The sequence below is a fragment of the Dactylosporangium thailandense genome, assembly GCF_059739745.1.
Window position 1 is genome coordinate 2,896,263 of sequence record NZ_AP029195.1, and the last position, 24,219, is coordinate 2,920,481.

At 74.4% G+C, this 24,219-nt stretch carries 25 protein-coding genes; 15 read left to right on the plus strand and 10 right to left on the minus strand.

Features of this window, described 5'->3' with window-relative positions; translation table 11 throughout:
* Positions 1-3: 3 nt before the first annotated feature.
* Both AC6JBM_RS13015 and AC6JBM_RS13020 read right to left on the minus strand, forming a co-directional pair.
* Positions 4-990 carry a 3-oxoacyl-ACP synthase III family protein gene (locus AC6JBM_RS13015; protein ID WP_497983860.1) on the minus strand — a complete coding sequence of 329 codons (987 nt, stop codon included), beginning with the start codon at positions 988-990 and terminating at the stop codon, positions 4-6.
* Positions 974-1,960 (minus strand): IS701 family transposase, encoded by a 987-nt coding sequence (locus AC6JBM_RS13020; RefSeq protein WP_497983861.1) that lies wholly within the window; start codon positions 1,958-1,960, stop codon positions 974-976. Before AC6JBM_RS13020 ends, AC6JBM_RS13015 begins: the two co-directional genes overlap by 17 nt.
* Before the next feature lie 144 nt (positions 1,961-2,104).
* Here AC6JBM_RS13020 and AC6JBM_RS13025 point away from each other — a divergent pair, with 144 nt between their 5' ends.
* The 6 genes from AC6JBM_RS13025 to AC6JBM_RS13050 all read left to right on the plus strand — a co-directional run bounded on the left by AC6JBM_RS13025 (position 2,105) and on the right by AC6JBM_RS13050 (position 7,878).
* Positions 2,105-2,710, plus strand: coding sequence for an NAD(P)H-dependent oxidoreductase (locus AC6JBM_RS13025; protein ID WP_497983862.1), 606 nt, complete (start codon positions 2,105-2,107; stop codon positions 2,708-2,710).
* Positions 2,703-3,848, plus strand: coding sequence for a 3-deoxy-7-phosphoheptulonate synthase (locus AC6JBM_RS13030; protein ID WP_497983863.1), 1,146 nt, complete (start codon positions 2,703-2,705; stop codon positions 3,846-3,848). The genes AC6JBM_RS13025 and AC6JBM_RS13030 overlap by 8 nt, the downstream gene beginning before the upstream one ends.
* Before the next feature lie 9 nt (positions 3,849-3,857).
* Positions 3,858-4,628 carry a 2,3-dihydro-2,3-dihydroxybenzoate dehydrogenase gene (locus AC6JBM_RS13035; protein ID WP_497983864.1) on the plus strand — a complete coding sequence of 257 codons (771 nt, stop codon included), beginning with the start codon at positions 3,858-3,860 and terminating at the stop codon, positions 4,626-4,628.
* A gap of 12 nt (positions 4,629-4,640) precedes the next feature.
* The gene (locus AC6JBM_RS13040) at positions 4,641-5,249 is read left to right on the plus strand and encodes an isochorismatase family protein (protein ID WP_350624763.1); all 609 of its coding nucleotides are present in this window, start codon (positions 4,641-4,643) and stop codon (positions 5,247-5,249) included.
* The gene (locus tag AC6JBM_RS13045) at positions 5,249-7,030 is read left to right on the plus strand and encodes an anthranilate synthase family protein (protein ID WP_497983865.1); all 1,782 of its coding nucleotides are present in this window, start codon (positions 5,249-5,251) and stop codon (positions 7,028-7,030) included. Before AC6JBM_RS13040 ends, AC6JBM_RS13045 begins: the two co-directional genes overlap by 1 nt.
* A gap of 101 nt (positions 7,031-7,131) precedes the next feature.
* Positions 7,132-7,878, plus strand: coding sequence for an SAM-dependent methyltransferase (locus AC6JBM_RS13050; RefSeq protein ID WP_497983866.1), 747 nt, complete (start codon positions 7,132-7,134; stop codon positions 7,876-7,878).
* A gap of 56 nt (positions 7,879-7,934) precedes the next feature.
* On the opposite strand, the gene AC6JBM_RS13055 is transcribed toward AC6JBM_RS13050, so the two are convergent.
* The 3 genes from AC6JBM_RS13055 to AC6JBM_RS13065 are packed head-to-tail and all read right to left on the minus strand — an operon-like array spanning position 7,935 to position 11,091.
* Positions 7,935-8,474: a GNAT family N-acetyltransferase gene (locus AC6JBM_RS13055; protein ID WP_497983867.1), complete on the minus strand. Its 540-nt coding sequence runs from the start codon at positions 8,472-8,474 to the stop codon at positions 7,935-7,937.
* Positions 8,475-8,490: 16 nt separating this feature from the next.
* Entirely contained in the window at positions 8,491-9,807 is a 1,317-nt protein-coding gene (locus tag AC6JBM_RS13060; RefSeq protein ID WP_497983868.1) for a DNA polymerase IV, read from the minus strand.
* 12 nt (positions 9,808-9,819) lie between these two features.
* Positions 9,820-11,091 carry a PhzF family phenazine biosynthesis isomerase gene (locus tag AC6JBM_RS13065; protein ID WP_497983869.1) on the minus strand — a complete coding sequence of 424 codons (1,272 nt, stop codon included), beginning with the start codon at positions 11,089-11,091 and terminating at the stop codon, positions 9,820-9,822.
* 94 nt (positions 11,092-11,185) lie between these two features.
* Here AC6JBM_RS13065 and AC6JBM_RS13070 point away from each other — a divergent pair, with 94 nt between their 5' ends.
* Entirely contained in the window at positions 11,186-11,632 is a 447-nt protein-coding gene (locus AC6JBM_RS13070) for an Lrp/AsnC family transcriptional regulator (protein WP_497983870.1), read from the plus strand.
* Between the two features lie 3 nt (positions 11,633-11,635).
* On the opposite strand, the gene AC6JBM_RS13075 is transcribed toward AC6JBM_RS13070, so the two are convergent.
* Genes AC6JBM_RS13075 through metX form a run of 3 tightly spaced genes read right to left on the minus strand, consistent with a single transcriptional unit; the run spans position 11,636 to position 14,621 of the window.
* On the minus strand, positions 11,636-12,115 hold the full coding sequence (locus AC6JBM_RS13075; protein WP_350623747.1) for a CoA-binding protein: 480 nt from the start codon (positions 12,113-12,115) through the stop codon (positions 11,636-11,638).
* Complete coding sequence (locus tag AC6JBM_RS13080) at positions 12,115-13,437, minus strand: O-acetylhomoserine aminocarboxypropyltransferase/cysteine synthase family protein (protein WP_497983871.1); 1,323 nt, start codon at positions 13,435-13,437, stop codon at positions 12,115-12,117. The genes AC6JBM_RS13075 and AC6JBM_RS13080 overlap by 1 nt, the downstream gene beginning before the upstream one ends.
* Complete coding sequence (gene metX, locus AC6JBM_RS13085; protein WP_497983872.1) at positions 13,434-14,621, minus strand: homoserine O-acetyltransferase MetX; 1,188 nt, start codon at positions 14,619-14,621, stop codon at positions 13,434-13,436. The genes AC6JBM_RS13080 and metX overlap by 4 nt, the downstream gene beginning before the upstream one ends.
* Positions 14,622-14,694: 73 nt before the next feature.
* On the opposite strand from metX, the gene AC6JBM_RS13090 reads away from it, so the two are divergent.
* The 7 genes from AC6JBM_RS13090 to AC6JBM_RS13120 are packed head-to-tail and all read left to right on the plus strand — an operon-like array spanning position 14,695 to position 21,190.
* A complete protein-coding gene (locus AC6JBM_RS13090) occupies positions 14,695-15,240 on the plus strand; it encodes an OsmC family protein (protein ID WP_350623753.1) in 546 nt (181 codons plus the stop codon).
* Complete coding sequence (locus tag AC6JBM_RS13095) at positions 15,233-16,444, plus strand: NAD(P)-binding domain-containing protein (RefSeq protein WP_497983873.1); 1,212 nt, start codon at positions 15,233-15,235, stop codon at positions 16,442-16,444. Before AC6JBM_RS13090 ends, AC6JBM_RS13095 begins: the two co-directional genes overlap by 8 nt.
* A gap of 19 nt (positions 16,445-16,463) precedes the next feature.
* A complete protein-coding gene (locus AC6JBM_RS13100; RefSeq protein WP_497983874.1) occupies positions 16,464-17,459 on the plus strand; it encodes a carbohydrate kinase family protein in 996 nt (331 codons plus the stop codon).
* Positions 17,456-18,601, plus strand: coding sequence for a family 4 glycosyl hydrolase (locus tag AC6JBM_RS13105; protein WP_497983875.1), 1,146 nt, complete (start codon positions 17,456-17,458; stop codon positions 18,599-18,601). Before AC6JBM_RS13100 ends, AC6JBM_RS13105 begins: the two co-directional genes overlap by 4 nt.
* Positions 18,602-18,645: 44 nt before the next feature.
* The gene (locus tag AC6JBM_RS13110; protein ID WP_497983876.1) at positions 18,646-19,437 is read left to right on the plus strand and encodes an ABC transporter ATP-binding protein; all 792 of its coding nucleotides are present in this window, start codon (positions 18,646-18,648) and stop codon (positions 19,435-19,437) included.
* On the plus strand, positions 19,434-20,444 hold the full coding sequence (locus tag AC6JBM_RS13115) for an aliphatic sulfonate ABC transporter substrate-binding protein (protein WP_497983877.1): 1,011 nt from the start codon (positions 19,434-19,436) through the stop codon (positions 20,442-20,444). The genes AC6JBM_RS13110 and AC6JBM_RS13115 overlap by 4 nt, the downstream gene beginning before the upstream one ends.
* Complete coding sequence (locus tag AC6JBM_RS13120; RefSeq protein WP_497983878.1) at positions 20,441-21,190, plus strand: ABC transporter permease; 750 nt, start codon at positions 20,441-20,443, stop codon at positions 21,188-21,190. The genes AC6JBM_RS13115 and AC6JBM_RS13120 overlap by 4 nt, the downstream gene beginning before the upstream one ends.
* Here AC6JBM_RS13120 and AC6JBM_RS13125 read toward each other — a convergent pair.
* Positions 21,184-21,360, minus strand: a complete 177-nt coding sequence (locus AC6JBM_RS13125; RefSeq protein ID WP_497983879.1) for a hypothetical protein — start codon at positions 21,358-21,360, stop codon at positions 21,184-21,186. The two genes, AC6JBM_RS13120 and AC6JBM_RS13125, sit on opposite strands and share 7 nt — an antisense overlap.
* A gap of 3 nt (positions 21,361-21,363) precedes the next feature.
* Positions 21,364-22,536: a nucleoside 2-deoxyribosyltransferase domain-containing protein gene (locus AC6JBM_RS13130; protein WP_497983880.1), complete on the minus strand. Its 1,173-nt coding sequence runs from the start codon at positions 22,534-22,536 to the stop codon at positions 21,364-21,366.
* A gap of 434 nt (positions 22,537-22,970) precedes the next feature.
* Here AC6JBM_RS13130 and AC6JBM_RS13135 point away from each other — a divergent pair, with 434 nt between their 5' ends.
* Complete coding sequence (locus AC6JBM_RS13135; protein ID WP_497983881.1) at positions 22,971-24,161, plus strand: right-handed parallel beta-helix repeat-containing protein; 1,191 nt, start codon at positions 22,971-22,973, stop codon at positions 24,159-24,161.
* Positions 24,162-24,219: the final 58 nt, after the last annotated feature.

Below are 24,219 nucleotides of genomic sequence, written 5' to 3' on the forward strand. Positions count from 1 at the left end.
TCCTCAGAACCGGAGCAGGGCGAGCCCGGCCGACATGCCCCCGCCGAAGCCCGCCAGCAGGGCGAGGTCTCCGGGGTGCAGCCCGGACCGGGCGTGGTGCAGGGCCGTGGGCACCGATGCGGCGCCGGTGTTGCCGTGCTCGGCGCCGGTGACCACGGTCCGCCCGGGGGCGATGCCCACCGCGGCGGCGAGGTCGGCGACGAGGTTCGGATTGGCCTGGTGCGGGACGAAGGCCGCGATCTCCCCGGCGTCGCGGACGAAGTCGCGGATGGCCGGCGCGACGGTCTCCAGCACGAAGTCGCGGACCGCGCGGCCCTCCATCGCGAAGTGATGCAGCCCCGCGTCGATCGAGTCGGCCGTCGCCGGGATGCGGCTGCCGCCCGCGGGCACCCGGATCAGCCCGTGGGCCTCGGGGAACGTGGCCAGCCGCGCGGCCACGAGGCCGGGGCGCCCGCCCGGGCCGAGGACCACGGCCCCGGCGCCGTCGCCGAAGAGCACCGCGGTGCGCCGTTCGGTGGGGTCGAGGATGCGGCTGTACACGTCGGCGCCGATCACCAGCGCGTGCCCGCCGGACGCGCGCAGCAGCCGCTCCGCGGTCACGAGGGCGAAGACGAACCCGCTGCACACCGCGTTGAGGTCGAACGCGACCGTGCCCGGGGCCACGCCGAGCTCGTCGGCGACGAGCGACGCGGTCGGCGGCTGCGGCGAGTCCGGCGTGGAGGTCGCCACCAGCACCAGGGACAGGTCCGCGGCGCGCACCCCGGCGTCCTGCAGCGCCGCCCGGCCCGCCGCGGCCGCGAGGTCGGAGGTGGCCTCGTCGGGCTTGGCCCAGCGGCGCAGCCGGATCCCGGTGCGCTCGGTCACCCACTCGGCGGTGACCCCGGCCGGCCCGGCGACCGTGGCGTTGTCGACGATCTGGCCGGGTAGGCCCACGCCGGTGCCGAGCAGGGCGATCGGCGATCCGGGGTCTGTTTCACGCAGCGTCAGCACGACGGTCCACTCCCTCGAGGACGAGCACGGCGTGCGCGGCGGAGGCGAGGGTCACGTGGCGGTGCCAGCCCGCGAACGAGCGGCCGGTGTAGTCGCGCAGCCCGACCCGGTCGCCGATCGCGGCCAGGTCCTCGTCGACCCGGGCGGGCAGCGCGGCCAGCCGGGCCAGTTCGGCCGGGCCCCGGCCGGTCAGGTCGGTGAGCCACACCGCGTCCTCGAGCCCCAGCAGCGTGAGGTCGTCGGCGCGACCGGTCACGCGGGCGGGGCGGGCCGCGGCGAACCCGCCGCCGAACAGCGGCCGGCGAATGTGCGGGTCCATCCGGATGAGCCGGGACGCGGGCAGCGGACCGTCGCCGTGCCCCGGCGGCCGAGCGTTCGTCCACACCGGCGTGTCCGGGTCGACCCGGGCCAGCACCGCCGCCCCGGCCGCCCGCAGCCGCCCGATCAGCGCGGCGGCGTCGCACCCGCGGGCGTCGAGCACCACCGGCCGGCGGTCGCCGGCGGCGGCCTGCTCGAGGTAGGCCTCGGCGAGACAGTCGGCCGGCGGGGTCGCGGCGAGGTGGAGCCGCCAGCCGACCGGGGCGGCCCACTCGGCCGTGGCCGCCCACACCCCGACGGCGTGCTGGGCGTTGACGGCGGCGCCGCGGGTGTGGCAGAAGCGCCGCGCCACCCCCACCGAGTGCGCGCCCGCCTTCGGGATGAACATCGAGCGCACGACCCAGGCGTCCGGCGGCTCGACGCCGAGCAGGTGCCGCCGCAGCGCCGCCCGCACCGGCCGCCAGTCCCAGGTGGAGTCGCTGACGAAGTGGTGCAGCCGCTGCTCCCCGGCCCCGCCGGCGATGTTGCGGATCGACTTGCGGCCGGGCGTGCGCAGCAGGCCCGCCACGTATTCGGCGCCGCGGCGGCGCTGATCCCGCCGGGGCAGCCCCGCGAAGACCTCGGTGCACAGGTGCGTCAGGGGATCGGTCACGGTCCCACCGTGCCGGGCCGGACGGCGCCGCGCCTAGGTGCGCGGGCCACCGTGCTGGGCGCCGCGGCGGTGGTCACGGGCGCACTTGACATACTTGATTGATAGGAATTGAGCCGGGCTGGGGCCGGCGCCGAGGATGGCCGCATGTCCAACGTCGCAGTCATCTACTACTCCTCGACGGGCAACGTGTTCCGGCTCGCGGAGGCGGCCGCCGACGCCGCGCTCAAGGCCGGCGCCGAGGTCCGGCTGCGCCGCGTGCCGGAGCTGGTCGACGAGCCGGCGGTCACCGACCGCGCCGCGTGGCGCCGGCACGCCGAGGCCACCGCCCACGTGCCCGCCGCGACCCTCGACGACCTCGAATGGGCGGACGCGATCCTGGTCGGCACCCCGGTCCGCTTCGGCCTGCCGGCGCCGCAGCTGCTGCACTTCCTCGACACCACCGCCGAGCCCTCGATCGGCGGCCGGCTGGCCGGCAAGGCGGTCGGCGCCTTCGCGTCCGGCTCGGCCCCGCACGGCGGCCAGGTCAGCGCGATCCTGGCGCTGCACAACACGTTCTGCCACTGGGGCGCGATCATCGTGCCGACCGGCTCGACCGATCCGGTGCTGTTCCGCCCGGGCAACGGCAACCCGTACGGGGCCGGCAACGTCTCGCGCAACGAGCCCGGCAACGTCACCGACGACAACCTCGCCGCGGTGGAGTTCCAGATCCGCCGGACCATCGCGATCGCCAGGGCGCTGACCGATGGCTGAGCGCGGGGCCCTGCCGCGGCAGCGACCGGCGCCCCAGCAGCCGGACTGGGGCGACCCGGCCGGGCTCGAGGCGGCCCGCGACCGGCTGGCGCACCTGCCGCCGCTGGTGCGGGCGGCCGACGTGCTGCGGCTGCGGCAGCGGCTGGCGTCGGTCGCCGCCGGCGAGGCGCTCGTCGTGCAGGCCGGCGACTGCGCCGAGGACCCGGCCGAGTGCACCTACGGCGACGTCGTGCGCAAGGCCGGGCTCATCGACATGCTCGCCGGCGCCCTGCAGCAGCTCACCCGCCGGCCCGTGCTGCGCGTCGGGCGCCTCGCCGGCCAGCTCGCCAAGCCGCGCAGCCGCGCCACGGAGGTCGTCGGCGGCCGGGAGCTTCCGGTGTACCGCGGCCACCTGGTCAACGCCCCCGAGCCCGACGAGCGCGGCCGCCGCCCCGACCCGGCCCGGCTCGTGGCGGGCTACCACACCGCCCGCGAGGTGCTCGCCCACCTGAGCCGGATCCCGACGACCTGGGCCAGCCACGAGGCGCTGCTGCTGGACTACGAGGTGCCGCAGCTGCGCCGCACCGCCTCCGGCCGCCGGCTGCTCGCCTCGACGCACTGGCCGTGGATCGGCGAGCGCACCCGCGACCCCGACGGCGCGCACGTGGCGCTGCTGGCCGGCGTCGTGAATCCGGTCGCCTGCAAGGTCGGCCCGGCCACCACCGCCGAGGAACTGCTGGCCCTGTGCGCGCGGCTCGACCCGGACCGCGAGCCCGGCCGGCTCACGTTCATCGCGCGGCTCGGCGCCGGGCACGTCGCCGAGCGGCTGCCCGGGCTCGTCGCGGCCGTGCACGCGGCCGGGCACCCCGTCATCTGGCTCGTCGACCCGATGCACGGCAACACGGTCACCACCGCGCAGGGGCTCAAGACGCGGTACCTCGACGCCGTCGTCGAGGAGGTCCGTGGCTTCCAGTGCGCGGTCCGCGGCGCGGGCGGTACCGCGGGCGGGCTGCACCTGGAGACCACCCCCGACGACGTCACCGAGTGCGCCGCGGACGCGACCCACGCCGAGCGGGTCGGGGACAAGTACACGACGCTGTGCGACCCGCGGCTCAACCCGGAGCAGGCGATGGCCGTCGTGGCGGCCTGGAACGGCTGAGGAGGCCCCGTGCAGGACAAGATCGCGCTCGTGACCGGCGCCGCGGGCGGCATCGGCGCCGCCGTGGTCGCCGCGCTCGCCCGGCAGGGGGCGCTCGTCGCGGCCCTCGACCGCGACGCCCGGGCGCTGCGTGAGGCCACCGCCGGGCTCGTCGCCGAGGGCCTGCGGGTGCTCGCCGTCCCGGCCGACGTGACCCGCCGGGACGAGGTCGAGGCGGCCGTCGCCGCCGTCGAGGACCGCGGCGGCCCGATCGACTACCTCGTCAACGCGGCCGGGGTCCTGCGCATCGACGACGCGGCCCGGCTCTCCGACGAGGACTGGCGGGACACTTTCGCCGTCAACACGACCGGCGTGTTCGTGGTCAGCCGGGCCGTGGTGAACCGCATGCTCCCGCGCGGCCGCGGCGCCATCGTCACCGTGGCCTCCAACGCCGCGGACACGCCGCGGCAGGGCATGGCGGCGTACGCGGCGTCCAAGGCGGCCGCCACGATGTTCACCAAGTGCCTCGGCCTCGAGGTCGCCGCGCACGGGATCCGCTGCAACCTGGTCGCGCCCGGCTCCACCGACACGCCCATGCTGCGCGGCATGTGGCACGACGACAGCGGCCGCCGCGCGACGATCGACGGGCGGCTCGACGCCTACCGCGTCGGCATTCCGCTGCGCAAGCTCGCCCGCCCGGACGACGTCGCCGACGCCGTCGTGTTCCTGCTGTCCGACCGGGCCGGGCACATCACCATGCACGCGCTGACCGTCGACGGCGGCGCCACCCTGGGCGTCTAGGAGGACCGTTCCATGGCCATGGCCCCGATCCCGCCCTATCCGCTGCCCGCCGAAGGCGACCTGCCCGCGAACACGGCCGGCTGGCGGCCCGACCCGCGCCGCGCGGTCCTGCTGATCCACGACATGCAGCGGTACTTCCTGCGGCCCTTCGCCCCCGAGTTCCGGGAGCGGCTCGTGGGCAACGTGGCCGCCCTGCACCGCGGGGCCGGGCTGCCGGTGGCGTACACCGTGCAGCCCGGCGGCATGACGAGCGAACAGCGCGGGCTCCTCGCCGACTTCTGGGGGCCCGGCATGGCCATGACACCGGCCGACCGCGAGGTGGTGGAGCCGCTGACCCCGGGGCCGGACGACTGGGTGTTCACGAAGTGGCGCTACAGCGCCTTCGTCCGCTCCGACCTGCTCGCACGGATGCGGGCGGCCGGCCGCGACCAGCTCGTCGTGTGCGGCGTCTACGCGCACATCGGCGTGCTCGCCACGCTCGTGGAGGCGTTCAGCCACGACATCCAGCCGTTCCTGGTGGCCGACGCGGTCGGCGACCTCTCCGCCGAGGAGCACCGCCTCGCCCTGACCTACGCGGCCCGCCGGTGCGCGGTGGTCACCACCACGGCGGCGGTGCTGTGATGGAGCCCTTCGCCCTGCTGTACCGCCCGGGCAGCGCCGACGGCGTGGAGGTGCTCACCGGCGCGCTGTCCACCGTGGACACGATCGCCGAGCTGCCCGCCACCGGCACGGTCCTCGCGCTCGTGCCGTTCCGGCAGATCCGCGAGCGCGGCTTCGCGTGCGTCGACGACGACACCGGCCTGCTCGCCCTGCGCGTCGCCGATCGCCAGGTGTTGCCGGTGGGCCTCGCCGCCGCGCTGCTGCCCGACGTCGAGGTGCCCGTCGACGGCGGCTTCGGCGCCGACCACTACGCCGAGACCGTCCGGCGCGTCATCGACGACGAGATCGGCAGCGGCGAGGGCGCCAACTTCGTGATCCGCCGCACGTTCACCGCCGCGATCGCCGACTACCGCCTCGCCCACGCCCTGTCCTGCTTCCGCCGGCTGCTGCTCGGCGAGTCCGGCGCCTACTGGACGTTCCTCGTCCACACCGGCGACCGCACACTCGTCGGCGCCACTCCGGAGCGGCACATCAGCGTGCGCGACGGCGAGGCGGTGATGAACCCGATCAGCGGCACCCTGCGGTACCGCCGCGGCGGCCCGACCCTGCCCGACGTGCTCGGCTTCCTCGCCGACGGCAAGGAGACCGACGAACTGGCCATGGTGCTCGACGAGGAGCTCAAGATGATGGCCCGCGTCTGCCCCGCCGGCGGCCGCGTCGACGGCCCATACCTGCGCCCGATGGCGAGGCTCGCGCACACCGAGTACCTCATCCGCGGCCGTACCGCCCTGGACCCCCGGCACATCCTGCGCGAGACGCTGTTCGCCCCCACGGTCACCGGCAGCCCGCTGGAGAGCGCCTGCCGTGTCATCGCCCGCCACGAGCGCACCGGCCGCGGCTACTACAGCGGCGTAGCGGCCCTCATCGGCCCGGGCGAGCTGGACTCGGCGATCCTCATCCGCACCGCCGACATCTCGGCCGCGGGCCGCGTGACGATCGACGTCGGCGCGACGCTGGTGCGCCACTCCGACCCGGGCGCCGAGACCGCCGAGACCGAGGCCAAGGCGGCGGCCCTGCTGGGTGCCCTGCGCGGTGCGGGGAGCCCGTCGGGTCCCGCGCCCCTGCACCTGGCCCGCCACCCGTCGGTGCTGGCGGCGCTGGCCCGGCGCAACGACACCCTGGCCGGCTTCTGGCTCGGCGACCCGCCCACCTCCAGCGAGTTCGCCGGCCGGCGCGCCCTGGTCGTCGACGCGGAGGACACGTTCACCGCGATGCTGGCCCTGCAACTGCGGTCCCTGGGCCTGGCGGTGGACGTCGTGCGGTACGACGAACCGGCCTCCGCCGACCATGACCTTCTCGTGCTGGGCCCCGGACCCGGCGACCCGAGCGACCGGCGCCACCCGAAGATCGCCCGCCTGCACGACCTCGCCGACGCCGCGCTCACCGCGGGCCGGCCGCTGCTGGCGGTGTGCCTGAGCCACCAGATCCTCGCGGCCCGGCTGGGCCTGTCGCTGACCCGCCGCGCCCGGCCGAACCAGGGCGTCCAGCGCGAGATCGACCTGTTCGGCCGGCCCGAGCTCGTGGGCTTCTACAACACCTTCGCCGCGCAGGCGTCCCCGTCGGCGGCGTTCGAGGTGGCCCAGGACCCGGCGACGGGCGAGGTCCACGCGCTGCGCGGCCCGGCCTTCGCCTCGGTCCAGTTCCACCCGGAGTCCGTCCTGACCCAGCACGGTCCCCGGATCCTCGCCGAGCTCGTCGGCCCGCTGCTTGCCCGGAAACCGGTCGCCGCGATCGGCTCCTAGCGGTTATCGTCGGGCAGATCTCACGTCTCTTGGAGGTGGCTTGATGCCGGCGCCCGTCCTCACCCTGCCGACCCATCCGACCGACGTGAGGACTCTCCGAAGTGGACCTTCCGCGCATCTTCGCCATCCGCGAGGCTGACCACCGCATTCACAACCCGCTCACCGAGCACAAGCTCGCGACCCTCGGCGCCGCCGTCCGGCTGCGCCCCGGCCAGACCCTGCTCGACCTCGCCTGCGGCAGCGGCGAGATGCTGTGCACCTGGAGCCGCGACCACGGCATCCACGGCACCGGCGTCGACATCAGCACCGTGTTCCTCGCCGCCGCCGAGGCCCGCGCGGCCGAGCTGGGCGTCGCCGGCCACGTGGCGTTCGTCCACGACGACGCCGCCGGCTTCGTGCTGCCCGAGCCCGTCGACGTCGCCGCCTGCATCGGCGCGACGTGGATCGGCGACGGCGTCGCGGGCACGCTGACGCTGCTGGAGCGCAGCCTCAAGCCCGGCGGCCTGCTGCTCGTCGGCGAGCCGTTCTGGCGCCTCGACCCGCCCGACCAGGCGACCGTCGAGGGCTGCGGCTTCCAGGACCGCGGCGAGTACGACGACCTTCCGGGGCTCGTCGAGTCGTTCGGGCGGCTCGGCTGGGACGTGGTGGAGATGGTCCTGGCCGACGAGGACAGCTGGGACCGCTACGCCGCGGCCCAGTGGTTCAGCCTGCGCACCTGGCTCGACGCCAACCCGGACGACGAGCTGGCCGGCGTGGTCCGGGCCGAGCTGGACACCGCCGCGCTGCGGTACGTGCGCTATCGCCGCCGGTATCTCGGCTGGGGCGTGTTCGCGCTGCGGCGACGCTGATCGACCGCGGCGTCCACGGTCACGGGGCGGCGACGCCGTCCCGTGACCGTGGGCCGTCAGGCGGTCGGCACCCAGAAGCGGAGCGTGCCGTCGCGCTCGTCCTCCAGCACGCCGCCGTTCGCCTCGATGACGCGCCGGGAGACGATGTTCGTCGTGTCGCAGGTGAGCAGGGCGGTCTCGATGCCCAGGGAGCGCGCGATCGGCAGCGCCGCCCGCAGCATCCGCGTCGCGTAGCCCCGGCGCCGGGCCGTCGGGCGGACGTCGTAGCCGATGTGGCCGCCGCCCTCCAGCAGGTGCGGGGTCAGCCGGTGACGGATCGCGAGGCGCCCGTAGTAGTCGGCGCCCTCGGCCCACCACAGGGAGGTCGACGGGACGAATCCCTCGGGCCGGGGCGTCTCCTCCTGCGCCTGCGCGCGCAGCGCCGACACGTAGCCGGCGAAGCCCGCGGGCGAGGCCCAGGACGGGGAGAACTCCCGCAGCTCGTGCGCGATCATGCTGTGGTCGTCGGGGCCGCCGCGACCCTCGGCGACGAACTCGGCCATGGCGGCCAGGAACGACTCGTGGACGTCTACGGTGGGCGGGCTGAGCGCGGGCACACCAGGACGATATCGGTCAGCGCCAGTCCGGTGGGGGCGCGCGGTGCAGCGCGGGGTCGTCGGCCTTGAAGGTGCGCACCGGGCCCGGGGGCGTCAGCGGGCCCTCGAAGCGCACGGTCACGCGGCCCAGGCCCGCGCCCCACACCCAGCCGGGGCCGTGCTCGTCGTGGCGCACGTCCTGGCCGGTGCGCCATTCGGTGTCGACGGGCTCGGCGGCGACCGGCTCCGGGGCGGGCGAGTCCACGACCGCCGGCGCCCCTCCGATGGGGAAGAGCGTGTCCTGGGCGAACTCCGACAGCGCGGAGACCCCGACGCCGAGCAGGCGCAGGCCGCCCGTCACGTCGATGTCGGCGAGCAGGCGCCGGGCCACCTCCACCACGGCGCGCGGCTCGTCGGTCGGCTGGTCGCGGGTCGCCGAGCGGGTGATGGTGGTGAAGTCGAAGTAGCGGGCCTTCACCGTCACCGTCCGGCCGGACAGGCCCGCGGCCTGCAGGCGCCGGGCCACGCGGTCGGCGAGCAGGTCCAGCTCGCGCTCCAGGCGGGCGCGGTCGGCGACGTCGGTGCCGAAGGTCTCCTCGGCCGAGACGGACTTGGTGTCGCGCTCCGGCACCAGGGCGCGGTCGTCGTCGGCTCGGGCCAGGCGGAACAGGCCGTTGCCGTGGGCCTGGCCGAACCACGCCAGGAGGTCGACCAGGTCGCGGGCGGCCAGCTCGCCGATGGTGCGGATGCCGGCCTGGCGCAGCCGCTCCGCGGTAGCCGGGCCCACGCCCCACAGCTTGGTCACGGGCAGGGGGTGCAGCACCGTCAGCTCCGAGCCCGGGCCGACGACCGTCAGGCCGTCGGGCTTGTCGAGGTCGGAGGCGATCTTCGCGACCAGCTTCGACGTGCCGATGCCGACCGAGCCGGTCACCCCGCCGGTCGCGGCGGCGATGCGCGCCTTGATGCCGCGGGCCAGCTCGGTGACGGCGGGCACCGCGCAGTCGTGGCCGCCCGCGGCCAGGTCGACGAACGCCTCGTCGATCGAGACCTGCTCGACCAGCGGGGAGACCTCGCGGAGCACCTCCATCACGACCTGGCTGGTGCGCCGGTACGCCTCGAAGCGCGGCGACAGATAGGCCGCCCCGCTCGGCAGGCGCCGCCGCGCCTCCGACGTCGGCATCGCGGAGCGGACGCCGAACGCCCGCGCCTCGTACGACGCGGTCGCCACCACCCCGCGCCCGGCGATCCCGCCCACGACGACCGGCCGGCCGCGCAGCGACGGCTTGTCCCGCTGCTCGATGCTCGCGAACGCGGCGTCGAGGTCGAGATGCATGATGCTCGCCTCGCGCCTCACCAGGCCATTCTGTCAGGCGTAGAACCCTTCGACGGCGGCCCGCGCCGACGCGTGCAGGGCCGGGCCGTCCTGCGTGACCGTCGCGAGCCGGCGGCCGAGCTGGGCCGTGGACAGCGCGTAGACGACCCGGCCGAGGCCGGAGCGGTCGATCGCGCCCGTGCACATGCCGCACGGCTGGCACGAGGTGTACATCGTGACCTCCGCCGCGGCCGCGGGCGTCAGATGCCGGGCGGCCCAGCGGGCCAGCTTGAGCTCCGGGTGCGCGGTGATGTCCCCGTCGGAGGCGACGGTGTTGTGCTCCTCGGCCAGCACCGTTCCGGCCGCGTCGACCAGCAGCGACCCGAACGGCGCCTCGCCGGCGGCCCGGGCCCGGGTGGCGAGCTCGATCGCGCGGCGCAGGAACCGCTCGTCATCGGCGCTGACCGAGGGGCGCGGACCGATCGTGAGCGTCCCCGTCGCGGTGACGACGCCGGAGCCGCGGACCAGGACCCGCGGGCCGTCGACGGTGACGAGGATCCGGCTCGGGCGGCCCATCGCGTGGCCCTGCTCGATCACCACGTCCGGGCCGGCGAGCCCGTCGGCGACGAGCAGCGCGGCGAGGGGGCCGGCGGCCGTGCCGGTGGCCGGGTCCTCGGGGATGCCCATGGCGGGGTTGAAGAACCGGGCGTAGACGCCGGACTCCAGGGTGTACACGTAACAGCCCTCGCCACCGACGGCGCGCAGGGCGGCCACGAGCGCGTCGGCGTGCACCGCGGCCCGGTCGACGGCCGAGCGGGAGCGCACCGGCACGAGCAGGTGCCCGGCGCCCGTCGAGACGACCCGCGCGGCCCGGTCGGGCACCAGGTCGTCCTCGTCGAGCCCGAGCGCGGCGGCCAGCCCGGCCCGGTCCGCCACGGAGGCCCCGAAGACCGGCGGCGACTGCTCCATGCTGATGACGATCCGGCCGTCGTCGCGGCGCCGGGCGTACACCGGCAGAATGTCGGCGCCGATCTGCTGGTGGAACGTGGCCGAGTCGCCCTCCAGCAGCGACTCGGCCAGCCACAGCCAGGCACCCAGCGCGTTGTGCCCGGCCCCGAAGACCTCCTCGCCGGTCGGGGTGAACGACCGGAGCCGGCGGGTGGCAACGTCGCTGCGCAGCACGAACGTGGTCTCGGACTGGTTGAACTCCCGCGCGATCGCCCGCAGCTGCGCGTCGCTCAGCCCGTCGGCGTCCGGGACGAGGGTGAGCGGCGCGCCGGTCAGCGGGGCGGCGGCGAAGACGTCGACGTAGGCGAACTCGGTCATGGCTACGACGCTACGGGGCGGCGCGCGGTCGCGGGCAGCCCGATCGTGCGGCGGACCCGGATGGGAGCCGTGGATTCCGCGGTAGATTGCCGCGATGACCGCAGGCCCGCTCGACGACATCGACCGGCGGCTGATCGCCGCGCTGCAGCAGGACGCCCGGGCGTCGCTGACCGCCCTGGCCGCCGCGATCCACCTCGGCGCGTCCGCCACCCGGGTCCGGTTGCTGAGCCTGGAGGAGCGCGGCGTCATCACCGGCTACACGGCGCGGGTCGACCCGGCCGCGTGCGGGCTGCCGCTGCGGGCGGTCGTGCGGATGAAGGTCCACGGCGAGCGCTACGACCAGGTCGCCGCGGTGCTGGCCCGCGAGCCGCAGATCGTGCGGTGCGTGCGGGTTACCGGCGAGGCCTGCTACGTCGCCGAGGTGCTGGCCGCGGACATGCCGGACCTGGCCCGCATCACGGGCGAGCTGGCCCGGGTCGGCTCCATCACCACGGATCTCGTCTACGAGGTCGTGGTCGATCGAGCCGTCCCGGGTCGCTGATCCTCACTGCAGGCCGGTGCGGACCGAGGTGATCCGCTGGGTGTTGAAGCCGAGCCAGTGCATGCGCCCGACGTACCGCGCATGCTCGATCTTCACGCACCGGTCCACGACCACGTCCAGCCCCGCGTCCGCCGCGATCGCCGAGCCCTCGTCGCTGATCACGCCGAACTGGCACCACAGCGCCTTCGCGCCCACGGCCACCGCCTCGCGCGCGATGCCCGGCACGGCGGCCGGGGCGCGGAACACGTTCACGACGTCGATCGGCACCGGCACCTCGGCGAGGCTCGGGTAGCTCGTCTCGCCGAGGATCCGCGGCTCGCGCGGGTTGACTGGGATCACCGTGTAGCCGTGGCGCTTGAGGTAGTAACCGACGAAGTAGCTCGCCCGCAGTTCGTTGGCGGACAGGCCGACGATCGCCACGGTGCGTGCGGTGTGCAGGACGCGCTGGATCGTGGTCGGGTCCTGGAAGCGCTGGGGGTCCATCAGGCCGCCTTGCTGACGTAGGTGAAGCCCTGCTCGAGGTCCCAGAGCAGGTCCGCGACGCTCTCCGTGCCCACCGACAGGCGCACCGTGCCGGGCCCGACCCCGGACGCGGCCAGCTCGGCGTCGCTGAGCTGGCGGTGGGTCGTGCTGGCGGGGTGGATGACGAGGCTCTTGGCGTCGCCGACGTTGGCCAGGTGCGACCAGAGGGTCACGCCGCGGATGAGGTTCTGCCCGCCCTCGCGGCCCCCGGCGCAGTCGAACGAGAAGACCGCCCCGGCGCCGCGCGGCAGGTACTTGTCCACGAGCGCCTTGTACTTGCTGCCGGGCAGGCCCGCGTAGGTCACGTTGCTCGCCAGCTCGTGCGCCTGGAGGAACTCCGCGACCGCCAGCGCGTTGGTGACGTGCCGCTCCATGCGCAGCGAGAGCGTCTCCAGGCCCTGCAGGAACAGGAAGGCGTTGAACGGCGAGAGCGCCCCGCCGAGGTCGCGCAGGGTCTCGGCGCGCAGCTTCATGAGGTACCCGTAGGCGCCGAAGGTCTCGTGGAACTCCAGCCCGTGGTAGGCCGGCGACGGATCGGCGATGACCGGGAACCGCCCGTTGGACCAGTCGAAGGTGCCCGCCTCGACGACCACCCCGCCGATGCTCGTGCCGTGCCCGCCGATGAACTTCGTCGCCGAGTGCACGACGATGTCGGCGCCCCACTCGATCGGCCGGCACAGGTAGGGCGTGGCGAACGTGTTGTCCACGATGAGCGGCAGCCCGTGCTCGTGGGCGATCCCGGCGACGGTGGCGATGTCGAGCACGTTGCCGGCCGGGTTGCCGATGGTCTCGGCGAAGAACGCCTTCGTGTTCGGGCGCACCGCGGCCCGCCACGCGTCCGGGTCGTCGGGGTCGACCCAGGTCAGCTCGACGGTCATCTTGCGCAGGAGGTGCTTGAGCTGGTTCACGGTGCCGCCGTACAGCGCCGAGGACGACACCACGTGGTCCCCGGGCTCCAGCAGCGTGAACAGGGCGGCGGCCTGGGCCGCGATGCCGCTGGCGAACGCGACCGCGCCCGTGCCGCCCTCCAGGTTGGCGACCCGCTCCTCGAAGACGGCGACGGTCGGGTTCATGATGCGGGAGTACGTGTTGCCGTACTCCTGCAGGTTGAAGTACGCGGCCGCGGACTCGGGGTCCTCGAACACGTAGCTCGTCGTCTGGAAGATCGGCACCGCCCGGGCGCCCGTGTTCGGGTCGGGCCGCTGCCCGGCGTGCAGCTGCCGGGTCTCGAAGCCGAACTCGTGCTCCCGTTCGGCCCTGAAAGCGCTGGATTCGTCGCTCACTCGCCTGTGCCTTCCTCGCCGAGGAACCGGCGGATGATGGGCGTCTGCCGGGCCTCTTCCAGCAGGAAGCAGTCGTGGCCGTAGGGCGCCTCGATCAGGTGGAACTCTACCGGCAGCCCGTGCTCGGCCAGGGCGGCCTCGATGTCCCGCGAGGCGCTCGGGGGATACAGCCAGTCGGAGCTGAACGCGATGAGCAGCGTGCGCGCCCGCACCCCGGCCAGCGCCTTGGCCAGCGAGCCGTCGCCGTGCTCGCGGGCCAGGTCGAAGTACGTCAGCGCCCGCGAGAGGTAGAGGTAGGTGTTCGCGTCGAAGCGCCGCACGAAGGAGCCGGCCTGGTGGCGCAGGTAGCTCTCGACCTGGTACTCCGGCTCGGCGATGGTGTGCCGGATGTCGTCGGCGGACTGCAGCCGGCGGCCGAAGCGGTCCTCCAGCGCGGGCGCGGACAGGTAGGTGATGTGCCCCACCATCCGGGCCACGCCCATGCCGGCGTCGGGCGCCCGGCCGGTGCCGTGATAGTGACCGCCCTGCCACGCGGGGTCGCCCATGATGGACTCGCGGGCGATGAAGTTCCAGGCCACGCCCTGCGGGTGCAGCCCGTGGGTGCTGGCGATGACGACGATCGCGTCGACCTCGTCGGGGTGGAGCACCGCCCACTCCAGGGCCTGCATCCCGCCCAGCGACCCGCCGGCGACCGCGGCGAGCCGCTCGATGCCGAGCTCGCGCAGCAGGGCCCGCTCGGTGCGGACCATGTCGGCGACGGTGATGACCGGAAAGTCCGATCCGTACGGCCGGCCGGTCTCCGGGTTCACCGAGCCCGGGCCGGTGGTGCCGCGGCAGCCGCCGAGGAGGTTCGTGCACACGACGAAGTACCGGTCGGTGTCGAACGCCTTCCCGGGGCCGATCATGCCGTCCCACCATCCGAGAGCTTTCCCGGCGGCGCCGTCGCGATCCTCGGCCGCGAAACCGTCCCGCGTGCCGGCCTCGGACGGGCTCGCCGACAGGCCGGCCGCGTGTGCGTCGCCGCTCAGGGCGTGGCACACGAGGATCACGTTGTCCCGTTCGGGAGCAAGGTTGCCGTATGTCTCATACGCGACCCGCACCGCGTGCAGCTCGCGGCCGCAGTCAAGCTGGACCGGGTCCGGCAGGTCGAGGTACTGCGTCTCGACTATCAGTGTATTGTCCATCGCCCTAGTGGGTGTTATAGGTAATCGGACCAGCATAATGGGTAGCTCGGTACCGTAGAGGAGAGCACACGATATGACGACAGCCGACAACGGTGTCAACGTCCAGGCCCTGCTGGACGCTCGCCAGGCGCTCAAGGACGCGCCCGAGGCCGCCCAGTTCACCTGGCGTGCGTCCTCGCGCTGGGACCACGGCGTGCACAGCACCACCACCATCGAGAAGTTCTTCGGCCTCGGCCAGGAGCAGACCCACAAGGCCCAGTCGACCTTCGAGGCCGACCACCCCGCCGTCTTCGCCGCCGAGGACAACGGCATCACGCCGATCGAGTATCTCCTGGTCGGCCTCGCCGGGTGCCTCACCGCGGGTGTGGCGAGCGTCGCGCAGAACCGGGGCATCCAGCTGCGCTCGGTCGAGGCCCACGTCGAGGGCCAGCACGACATCCGCGGCATCCTCGGCGACGGGGACGTGCGCAACGGCTACGAGGGCATCAAGGTCACGTTCAACATCGACGCCGACGCCTCCCGCCAGGAGATCGAGGCCCTCGTCGCGCAGTCGCAGAAGCGCTCCGCCGTCTTCGACGCCCTGACCAACCCGACCGACGTCACGGTCGAAGTTGCCTGAGCGCGTCACCGCGGTCGTCGTCGGGGCCGGTCACGCCGGCCTCGCGGCGAGTCACTTCCTGAGCCGGCGATCCATCGACCACGTCGTGCTGGAGCGCGGCGAGGTCGCGAACTCGTGGCGGCACGAGCGGTGGGACTCGCTGCGCCTGCTGACCCCGAACTGGCTGACCCGGCTGCCGGGCCAGTCCTACGACGGCCCGGACCCCGACGGGTACATGACCAGCGCCGAGGTGGCGTCGTTCATCGACCGGTTCGCCGAGCCAGCGCCGGTGCGCACGGGGTTCGAGGTCACCTCGCTGCGCGCCGGCGACGACGGCTTCTCGATCAACGGCGATCTGCGGGCCCGCGCGGTCGTCATCGCCAGCGGCGCCTGCAACACGCCGGTCGTCCCGGCGTTCGCGGCCGCCCTGCCGTCCTCGATCACGCAGATCACGCCGCACTCGTACCGCGGGCCGGCCGACCTGCCCGAGGGCGGCGTGCTCGTCGTGGGCGCCTCGGCGACCGGCGTGCAGCTGGCGGCCGAGCTGCACCGCTCCGGCCGCAAGGTCACCCTGTCCGTGGGCGAGCACGTGCGCATGCCCCGCCTGTACCGCGGCAAGGACGTCCTGTGGTGGATGGACGCGGCCGGCGTGTGGGACCAGCGCCACGACGAGATCGACGACCTGGAGCGAGCCCGCAAGCTCTCCTCGCCGCAGCTCGTCGGCGACGAGAAGCGCCGCACCCTCGACCTCAACGCGCTGACCGACATGGGCGTCGAGCTCGTCGGGCGGTGGGCCGCGCTGCGCGACGGCCGGGCGCTGTTCTCGGGCGGCCTGCGCAACCTGTTCTCCCTCGCCGACCTCAAGCTCGCGCGGCTGCTGGACACGTTCGACGCGTGGGCCGGCGACCCGTCCGACGAGCGGCCCGAGCCGACCCGGGTGCCGGCCCGGCCGCGGCTGCAGCTCGACCTCGCCGGCGGCGAGATCCGCACGGTGGTCTGGGCGACCGGCTTCCGGCCCGAGTACGGCTGGCTGGACGTGCCCGTGGTCGACGCCAAGGGCCGGCTCCGCCACGACGGCGGGGTGGTCGAGGGGGTCCCCGGGCTGTACGCGCTCGGCCTGCCCGTCCTGCGCCGGCGCAAGTCGACCTTCATCCACGGGATCGAGGACGACGCGCGGGAGGTCACAGATCATCTTGCCGATTCCCTACTGGGCCGATCGGCTTAACCGGCATAGGGTTGTCGCCATGGACCTCTTCGTGTCCGGTGACGTCTACCTCGACATCGTCTTCACCGGGCTGCGGCGGCTGCCGCGGCCGGGGGAGGAGACGTGGGCGCCGGGCATGGGCTCGTCGCCGGGCGGCATCGCCAACCTGGCGGTCGCCGCCGCGCGCCTGGGCCTGCGGACGGGCCTGGGCGCGGCGTTCAGCACCGACGCCTACGGCGAGTTCTGCCGCGACGTGCTGCGCGAGCAGGGCATCGACCTCGGCCCGTCGCGCAGCTTCGAGGACTGGCACTCGCCGGTGACGGTGTCGCTGGCCTACGAGCGCGACCGCAGCATGATCAGCCACGCCCACCCGGCCCCCGCGCGCCCCGGCGGCCTCGTCGGGGAGCTGCCCGCGGCCACGGCGGCCGCGGTGAGCCTGACCGGTGAGCCCCTGCCGTGGGTCCGCCGCGCCGCCCGGGCCGGCACGCTGGTCTTCGCCAACGTCGGCTGGGACGACACCGCCGCCTGGCCGGCCGCGGCCCTGGACCTGCTCGAGGACTGCCACGCCTTCCTGCCCAACGCGGGCGAGGCGATGCACTACACCCGCACCGACACCCCGCGGGCCGCGCTGCGCCGGCTCGCCGACCGGGTGCCGCTGGCCGTGGTCACGTGCGGCGCGGAGGGGGCCCTGGCCATCGACGCGGCGACCGGCGAGATCGTCGCCGCCCCGGCGGTGCCGGTGGAGGCCCTCGACCCGACCGGCGCCGGTGACGTGTTCAACGCCGGCTTCATCGCCGCGACCCTGTGGCAGCGCCCGCTGCGGGAGCGCCTCGCCTTCGCCAACCTCGTCGCCGCGCTGTCGGTGCGCCACTTCGGCGGCTCGCTGTCGGCGCCGGGCTGGGGCGACATCGCCGCGTGGCGGGCGGCGACGCGCGACGAGGCCTACGGCTTCCTCGACGACCTCATCCCGAGCGGCGACCTGAGCCGGACCCGCCGCGCGATGGCCACCATCGCCCGGCTCCCCGATGCCGCATGAGGCTCACGATCCTCGGCGGGGGCGGCTTCCGGGTGCCGCTCATCCACCGCGCGCTGCTGCGGGATCCACTGGTCGACGCCGTGACGCTGTTCGACACCGACGCCGGCCGGCTCGCGGCCATCGAGCGGGTGCTGGCCGCCCAGGCCCTCGGCATCGCCTCCGCGCCCCGGGTGACCGCGACCACCGATCTCACTGTCGCGCTCACCGGCGCCGACGTCGTGTTCTCGGCGATCCGCGTGCACGGGCTCGCCGGCCGGGTCCTGGACGAGCGGATCGCGATCGCCGAGGGCGTGCTCGGCCAGGAGACCGTCGGCGCGGGCGGCGTGTCCTTCGGCCTGCGGACCGTGCCGGTGGCCGCCGGCTTCGCCCGCCGGATCGCCGAGGTCGTCCCCGGGGCATGGGTCGTCAACTTCACCAACCCGGCCGGCCTGGTGACCGAGGCGATGGCCGCCCACCTCGGCGACCGCGTGATCGGCATCTGCGACTCGCCCGCCTCGCTGTGCCGCCGCTTCGACGCGTTCGACTACGCGGGCCTGAACCACCTCGGCTGGCTCCGCGTGGACGGTCGTTCGATCCCGAACGAATACCTTCACTACTACGAGGACCCGATCGCGTCGCCGAGCGGCCCGACCCGCGGCGAGTTCCTCCAGGAGCAACAGCGGCGGTTGTACCGCCAGCTCGCCGACCCGGCCGCCGACGCGCTGTCCATCTGGGACGGCGTGCGGGCCGAGCGGGACGCCACGTACTTCGCCGCCGGCCCGTCGACCGGCGGATACGAGGACATCGCGCTGGCCCTGATGCGCGCCCTCACCGGCGGCGGCCCGGCCCGGCTCATCCTCGACGTGCGCAACCGCGGCTCCCTGCCGCACCTGGACCCCGACGCGATCGTCGAGGTGCCGTGCGCCGTGGACACCGCCGGCGCCCGGCCGCTGCCCGTCACCCCGCTGGACGCCGGCCAGGCCGCGCTGACCGCCGCGGTGAAGGCGAGCGAGCGCGCGGTCCTGGAGGCGGCGGCGACGGGCTCGGCGGCCGCGGCCCGCCGGGCGTTCGCCATCCATCCGCTGGTCGCCTCCGACGCGATCGCCGGTCGCCTCCTGGCGGCGTACCGCCGCGCCTTCCCCGAGCTGGCATACCTGCGCTGAGGTTTCTCTATTTACTCTATCGATCTTATAGGTAATATGCCCGCGTGACGATCGCACCCCTCGCGACCGCCGCCGTGCCCGTCGGGCTGCGCGGCGCCGGTCGGCGCTGGGCCGGGCACGTCGTGCTGCGCGACATCGACCTGGATCTGCCGGCCGGGCGGGTCGTGGCCATCCTCGGCGCGTCCGGCAGCGGCAAGTCGACGCTCCTGCGGCTCGTCGCCGGCCTCGAGCACCCCACCGCCGGGACCGTCACCGTCGACGGGCGCCCGGTGCGCGGCATCGAGACCCGCTGCGCCGTGATGTTCCAGGAGCCGCGCCTGCTGCCGTGGCGCAGCCTCGCCGCCAATGTCGCCTACGGCCTGCCCCGGGGCACCCCGCGGACCCGGTCCCGGGCCGAGGTCGCCGAGCTGCTCGACGTCGTGGGGCTCGCCGGCTTCGCGCGGCACCGGCCGCGGCAGGTCTCCGGCGGCATGGCCCAGCGCACCGCGCTCGCCCGCGCCCTGGCCCGCCGGCCCGGGGTGCTCCTGCTCGACGAGCCGTTCGCGGCGCTGGACGCGCTCACCCGGCTGCGCATGCAGGACCTCGTGGACGGGGTGCAGCGCCGCACCGGCACGACGGTCCTGCTCGTCACCCACGACGTCGACGAGGCCCTGCGCCTGGCCGACCGCGTGGTCCTGCTCGGCTCGGAGCCCGGCCGCCCGGGCGCCGCCATCGTGCACGCCCTTGACGTTCCCGGTGACCGCCCGCGCGACCGGGGCGACGCCGTGCTCGCGACCCTGCGCGCCGACCTGCTCGCCCGGCTGGGCGTGCCCCCGATCACGGAGGATCCCCGATGAAACGCGCCGCCCTCGCCGTCGCCGTGGCCGCCGCCCTGTTCACGTCCGGTTGCGTGGAGGGCGAGCACAGCGCGCCCGCCGCGCCGCCGCCCGCGAGCGGGGGCGACGCCCCGGCGGAGCTGCGCCTCGACTACGCCTACTACAACCCGGCCAGCCTGGTCCTGCGGGAGCAGCGGTGGCTCGAGCAGGAGCTGCAGGCCAAGGGCACCAAGGTGACGTGGGTCCTGTCGGCCGGCAGCAACAAGGCGAACGAGTCGCTGCGCGCCGAGGCCGTCGACTTCGGCTCGACCGCGGGCGCCGCGGCGCTGCTGGCCCGGGCGAACGCCACCCCGATCAAGGTCGTGTCGATCTACAGCCAGCCCGAGTGGGCCGCGATCGTCGTCGGCCGCGACTCCCCGATCACCACCGTCGCGCAGCTCAAGGGCAGGAAGGTCGCGGCGACGAAGGGCACCGACCCGTACTTCTTCCTCCTCCAGGCCCTCCAGCAGGCCGGCCTGACCTCGAAGGACGTCGAGGTGGTGAACCTGCAGCACGCCGACGGCAAGGCGGCCCTGGAACGCGGCGACGTCGACGCCTGGGCCGGCCTCGACCCGATCATGGCCCAGACCCAGGTCGACAGCGGCTCGAAGCTCATCTACCGCAACAAGGCCTTCAACTCCTACGGCACCCTCAACGCCCGCGAGGCCTTCCTGGCGAAGTACCCGGCCGTGGCCCAGCTCGTCGTCGACGCCTACGAGAAGGCCAAGGCCTGGATCGCGGCCAACCCCGGCCCGGCCGTCGACCTGCTCGCCCGCGAGTCCAAGGTCTCCCCGGCGGTGGCCCGGCTCGTGCTCACCGAGCGGACCGCCCTCGACGTCGACCCGGTGCCGGGGGAGGCCCAGCGCAAGGTCCTGGAGACGATCCTGCCGGTGCTCGTCGCGGACGGCAACATCAAGACCGCCGAGGACGGCCGGCAGGCGCTCGAGTCGCTCTTCGAGCCGCGGTTCGCGCAGGCCCGCGCGAAGTGAGACGCTCCTGGGCGCTCCTGGCCGGCGCGGTCGTGCCGGTGCTCCTGCTGGGCGCGTGGCAGGCCGCGAGCGCGAGCGGCGTCTGGTCCGCGAGCCAGCTGCCGCCGCCCGCGGACGTCCTCGCCGCGCTCGGGCAGCTCGCCCGGCGCGGCGAGCTCGGCCACCACATCGCGATCAGCGTCCAGCGGGTGTTCCTCGGCTTCGTGGCGGGCTCGGTGGCCGGCCTCGCCCTCGGCGGCCTGGTCGGCCTGTCCCGCGCGGCCCAGGCGCTGCTGGGCCCGACGATCCAGGCGCTGCGGGCCGTGCCCTCGCTCGCCTGGGTGCCGCTGCTGCTGCTCTGGCTCGGCATCGACGAGACCCCGAAGATCGTGCTGGTCGCGATCGGGGCGTTCTTCCCGGTGTACTCCACGGTCGCCGCCGCCCTCGCCAGGGTCGACCCGCACCTGGTGGAGGTCGGCCGCGCGTACGGCCGGTCGGGCGCGACGCTGCTGGGCACGGTGCTGTTCCCCGCGGCTCTGCCGGCGGTCGTGTCGGGCCTGCGGCTCGGGCTGGCGCAGAGCTGGCTGTTCCTGGTCGCGGCCGAGCTGATCGCGTCCTCGATGGGCCTGGGCTTCCTGCTCATCGACAGCCAGAACACCGGCCGAACCGACGTCATGCTGCTGGCGATCGTGCTGCTCGCCGTCATCGGCAAGGCCACCGACTCGGCGCTCGCCCTCCTCGAACGGGCCCGGTTCGTGCACTACTGACGACGATGGCGGCGCCACCGGACGTACACGAACGGCGCGAGGATCCCGATCAGCACCGCCGCGAGCGCCGCCCAGCCCCGGTAGCGGCCGGGCAGCAGCATCGCCGCCAGCGCGCCGCCCGCGAACCCGGCCACAACGGCGAGGCGCACCCGGAAATACAGATCCGTCATCGATCACACCCTACGGCCGTCGAGCACCTGGGCCAGCATGCCGAGGGTGGACCAGTCGACCAGGTTCGCGTCACGGATCTCGGCGTAGGTCCACAGCTCCACCCAGGTCCGCTCCGTCGTCCCGGGCTCGCCGAACGGGGTGCCCGCCGCCGCGCGCAGCGCCGCGACCTCGGTGCCGGTCAGCTCGGCCGAGAACAGGTGCGCGCGGTGGGTGGAGAGGGTGCCGGTGACCTGGCGGCTGCCGTGGGAGCGCAGCCGGGACGCGGGCAGGGTCAGGCCGGTCTCCTCGCGGACCTCGGCGGCGGCCTGGTCGAGCGCGGGCACGTCGTCGGGGCCCGCGCCGCCCGGCAGCTCGTGGATGAAGCCGTCGCCGGTCGCGGCCGTGGAACGGAACTCGCGGACCAGCACCACGAGGGTCTCGTCCAGCGCCGGCGCGCGCCGGTACAGCACGACGCTGGACAGATCCGGCCGCGACAGCACGATCTGCCCGGTCTTCACCCGGTTCTCGGCGGCCACGCGGATGTCCGTGCGCAGGGCCCAGTACACCACCTGGCGCCGGCCCGGGCCGCGGCGGAACACCCACTCCACCCGGGCGCCGAGCAGCTCGTTGCCGGCCTCGGACTGGGCGCGGTACCAGCGCTGGAAACTGCTCGTCCGCCACACCGCCAGGGGCACCTCGCGCTCGGCACCGCCGCGGTGCGCGCCCGGCGTCAGGCCCTCGAGGGCGAGGTCCAGCGTCTCGGGCAGGGACGTCGCGGTGGGCACGTGCTCGGCCCGGGCGCCGGCGAAGAGGTAGCGGTTGCGCGGGGACTGCGGCGGAGCGCCGAAGACGGCCTTGCCGCTGCGGTGCCAGGTGCCCCACTCGACGTTGGTGGTGAACGCGGGCATCGTGGCCAGGTCGCGGGGCACCCAGAAGACGATCCGGTCCGCGAGGTGCAGTCCGGCCTCCTCCCAGGCGATCTGCCCGGTGTAGTCGCGCACGACCCCGGTCGCGGGCTCGGGGGAGAAGACCACGAGCCGGCCGCCGGTCCAGCGCTCGCGCAGCAGCTCGATGGCCTCGGGCCGCCAGCTCGCCACCTCGGGGGCGCGCGGGGTCGGCCCGGCCAGGAACAGCGCGGCGTCCCAGGAGGAGGGCGGCTCCTCGGGCGGGGTGACGACGACGATCTCAGCGGCCATGGGACGAGAGCCTACAAACGGGCCGCGACCCGTTCGCGTGATCGGGCTCACGCGGCGGACTGTCACGGTTGCGGGCCGTCGGCCCGTCGTGCCGGCATGGGGCAACGTATGGAGTGGGTCAAGGTCGTGCCCGAGGGGTACGCGGTCTTGTCGCAGCTGGAGCGGTACGGGCGCCGGACGGTCGAGCCGCGCCTGCTGCACCTGGTCAAGATGCGCGCCTCGATCGTCGACGGCTGGCGTTCTGCCTCGACATGCACGCGGCGGAGGCGCTCGCCGACGGCGAACACCAGCGGCGCGTGCTCGCCGTCGCCGCGTGGCGGGAGTCGACGCTGTTCGACGCGCGACCCCGCCGCTGTAAGTTTCCCAGCGCTTTGACATCGATCGATGCTCGGCCTAGCCTCCGCGAGGAAAGCGTTTTCCTCAAGGAGGAGACCATGCATCGGTACCTTCACGGGCTCGCGGCCGCCGCCCTGGCGACGGCCGCGGGCATCCTCGCGACCCCGGCCCCCGCCGGCGCCGCCGCGACCACCCTCTACGTGGCCGTCAACGGCTCCGACGCCAACCCCGGCACCCTCGCCGCCCCGCTGGCCACGATCCAGAAGGCGATCGGCCTCGTCTCCGCCGGCGGCACGATCGCGGTGCGCGGCGGCACGTACGCGCTGACCGCCAACATCCAGATCACCAAGAGCGGCACCTCGTCGGCGCCGATCACGCTCACGGCGTACAACGGCGAGAAGGTCACCGTCGACGGCGAGGCCCTGGCCTACACCCCGGGCGCCGTCGGCTCGACCATCCCCGCCGCGCAGCGCGGCGCCATCCACATGGAGGCCTCCTACTGGCGCATCGCCGGGCTCGAGATCGTGCACGGCCCGTACGCGGTCTACTGCGCCAACTGCAACAACAACACGTTCGAGCGGCTGTCGACCCACGACAACTACGAGACCGGCTTCCAGCTGCAGGGCAGCTCGGCGAACAACCAGATCCTGAACCTGGACAGCTACAACAACCGCGACCCGCGCAAGAACGGCGAGAGCGCCGACGGGCTCGGCATCAAGGAGGGCGGCGGCTCCGGCAACGTGGTGCGCGGCGCCCGGCTGTGGAACAACGTGGACGACGGCCTCGACCTGTGGATGTTCACCTCGCCGGTGACGATCCAGAACACCATCGCCTACGGCAACGGCTACAACCGCTGGAACATCCCCGGCTTCTCCGGCGACGGCAACGGCTTCAAGCTCGGCGGCAGCGGTGGCACCGGCCCCGCGGCGAACCACGCGGTCACCAACAGCATGTCGTTCGCCAACGCCGCGCACGGCTTCACCGACAACGGCAACACCGGCACCATTACGGTGAGCCGGGACACCGCCTGGAACAACGCCAAGACCGGCTTCGACTTCGACGGCGGATCCACCTCGAAGCTGACCGCGAACCTGGCCGTGGGCAACAAGACCGCGGTGGCGCTGGGCTCGTCGAGCGCGTCGGGCAACTCGTGGAACATCGGCGGTTCGTGGCCGCTGCAGAGCACCGACCAGTCCGTCATCACCGGCCCGCGCGCCGCCGATGGGAGCATCGCGTCGTCGAGCTTCCTGGTGCCGTCGAACGGCCAGGCGGTCGGCGCGCGGATCTGACGGGGTGGTTCTGACTGGGTGCAGCCCCTCGGCAGTGCCGCACGGTCACGGCATGCGG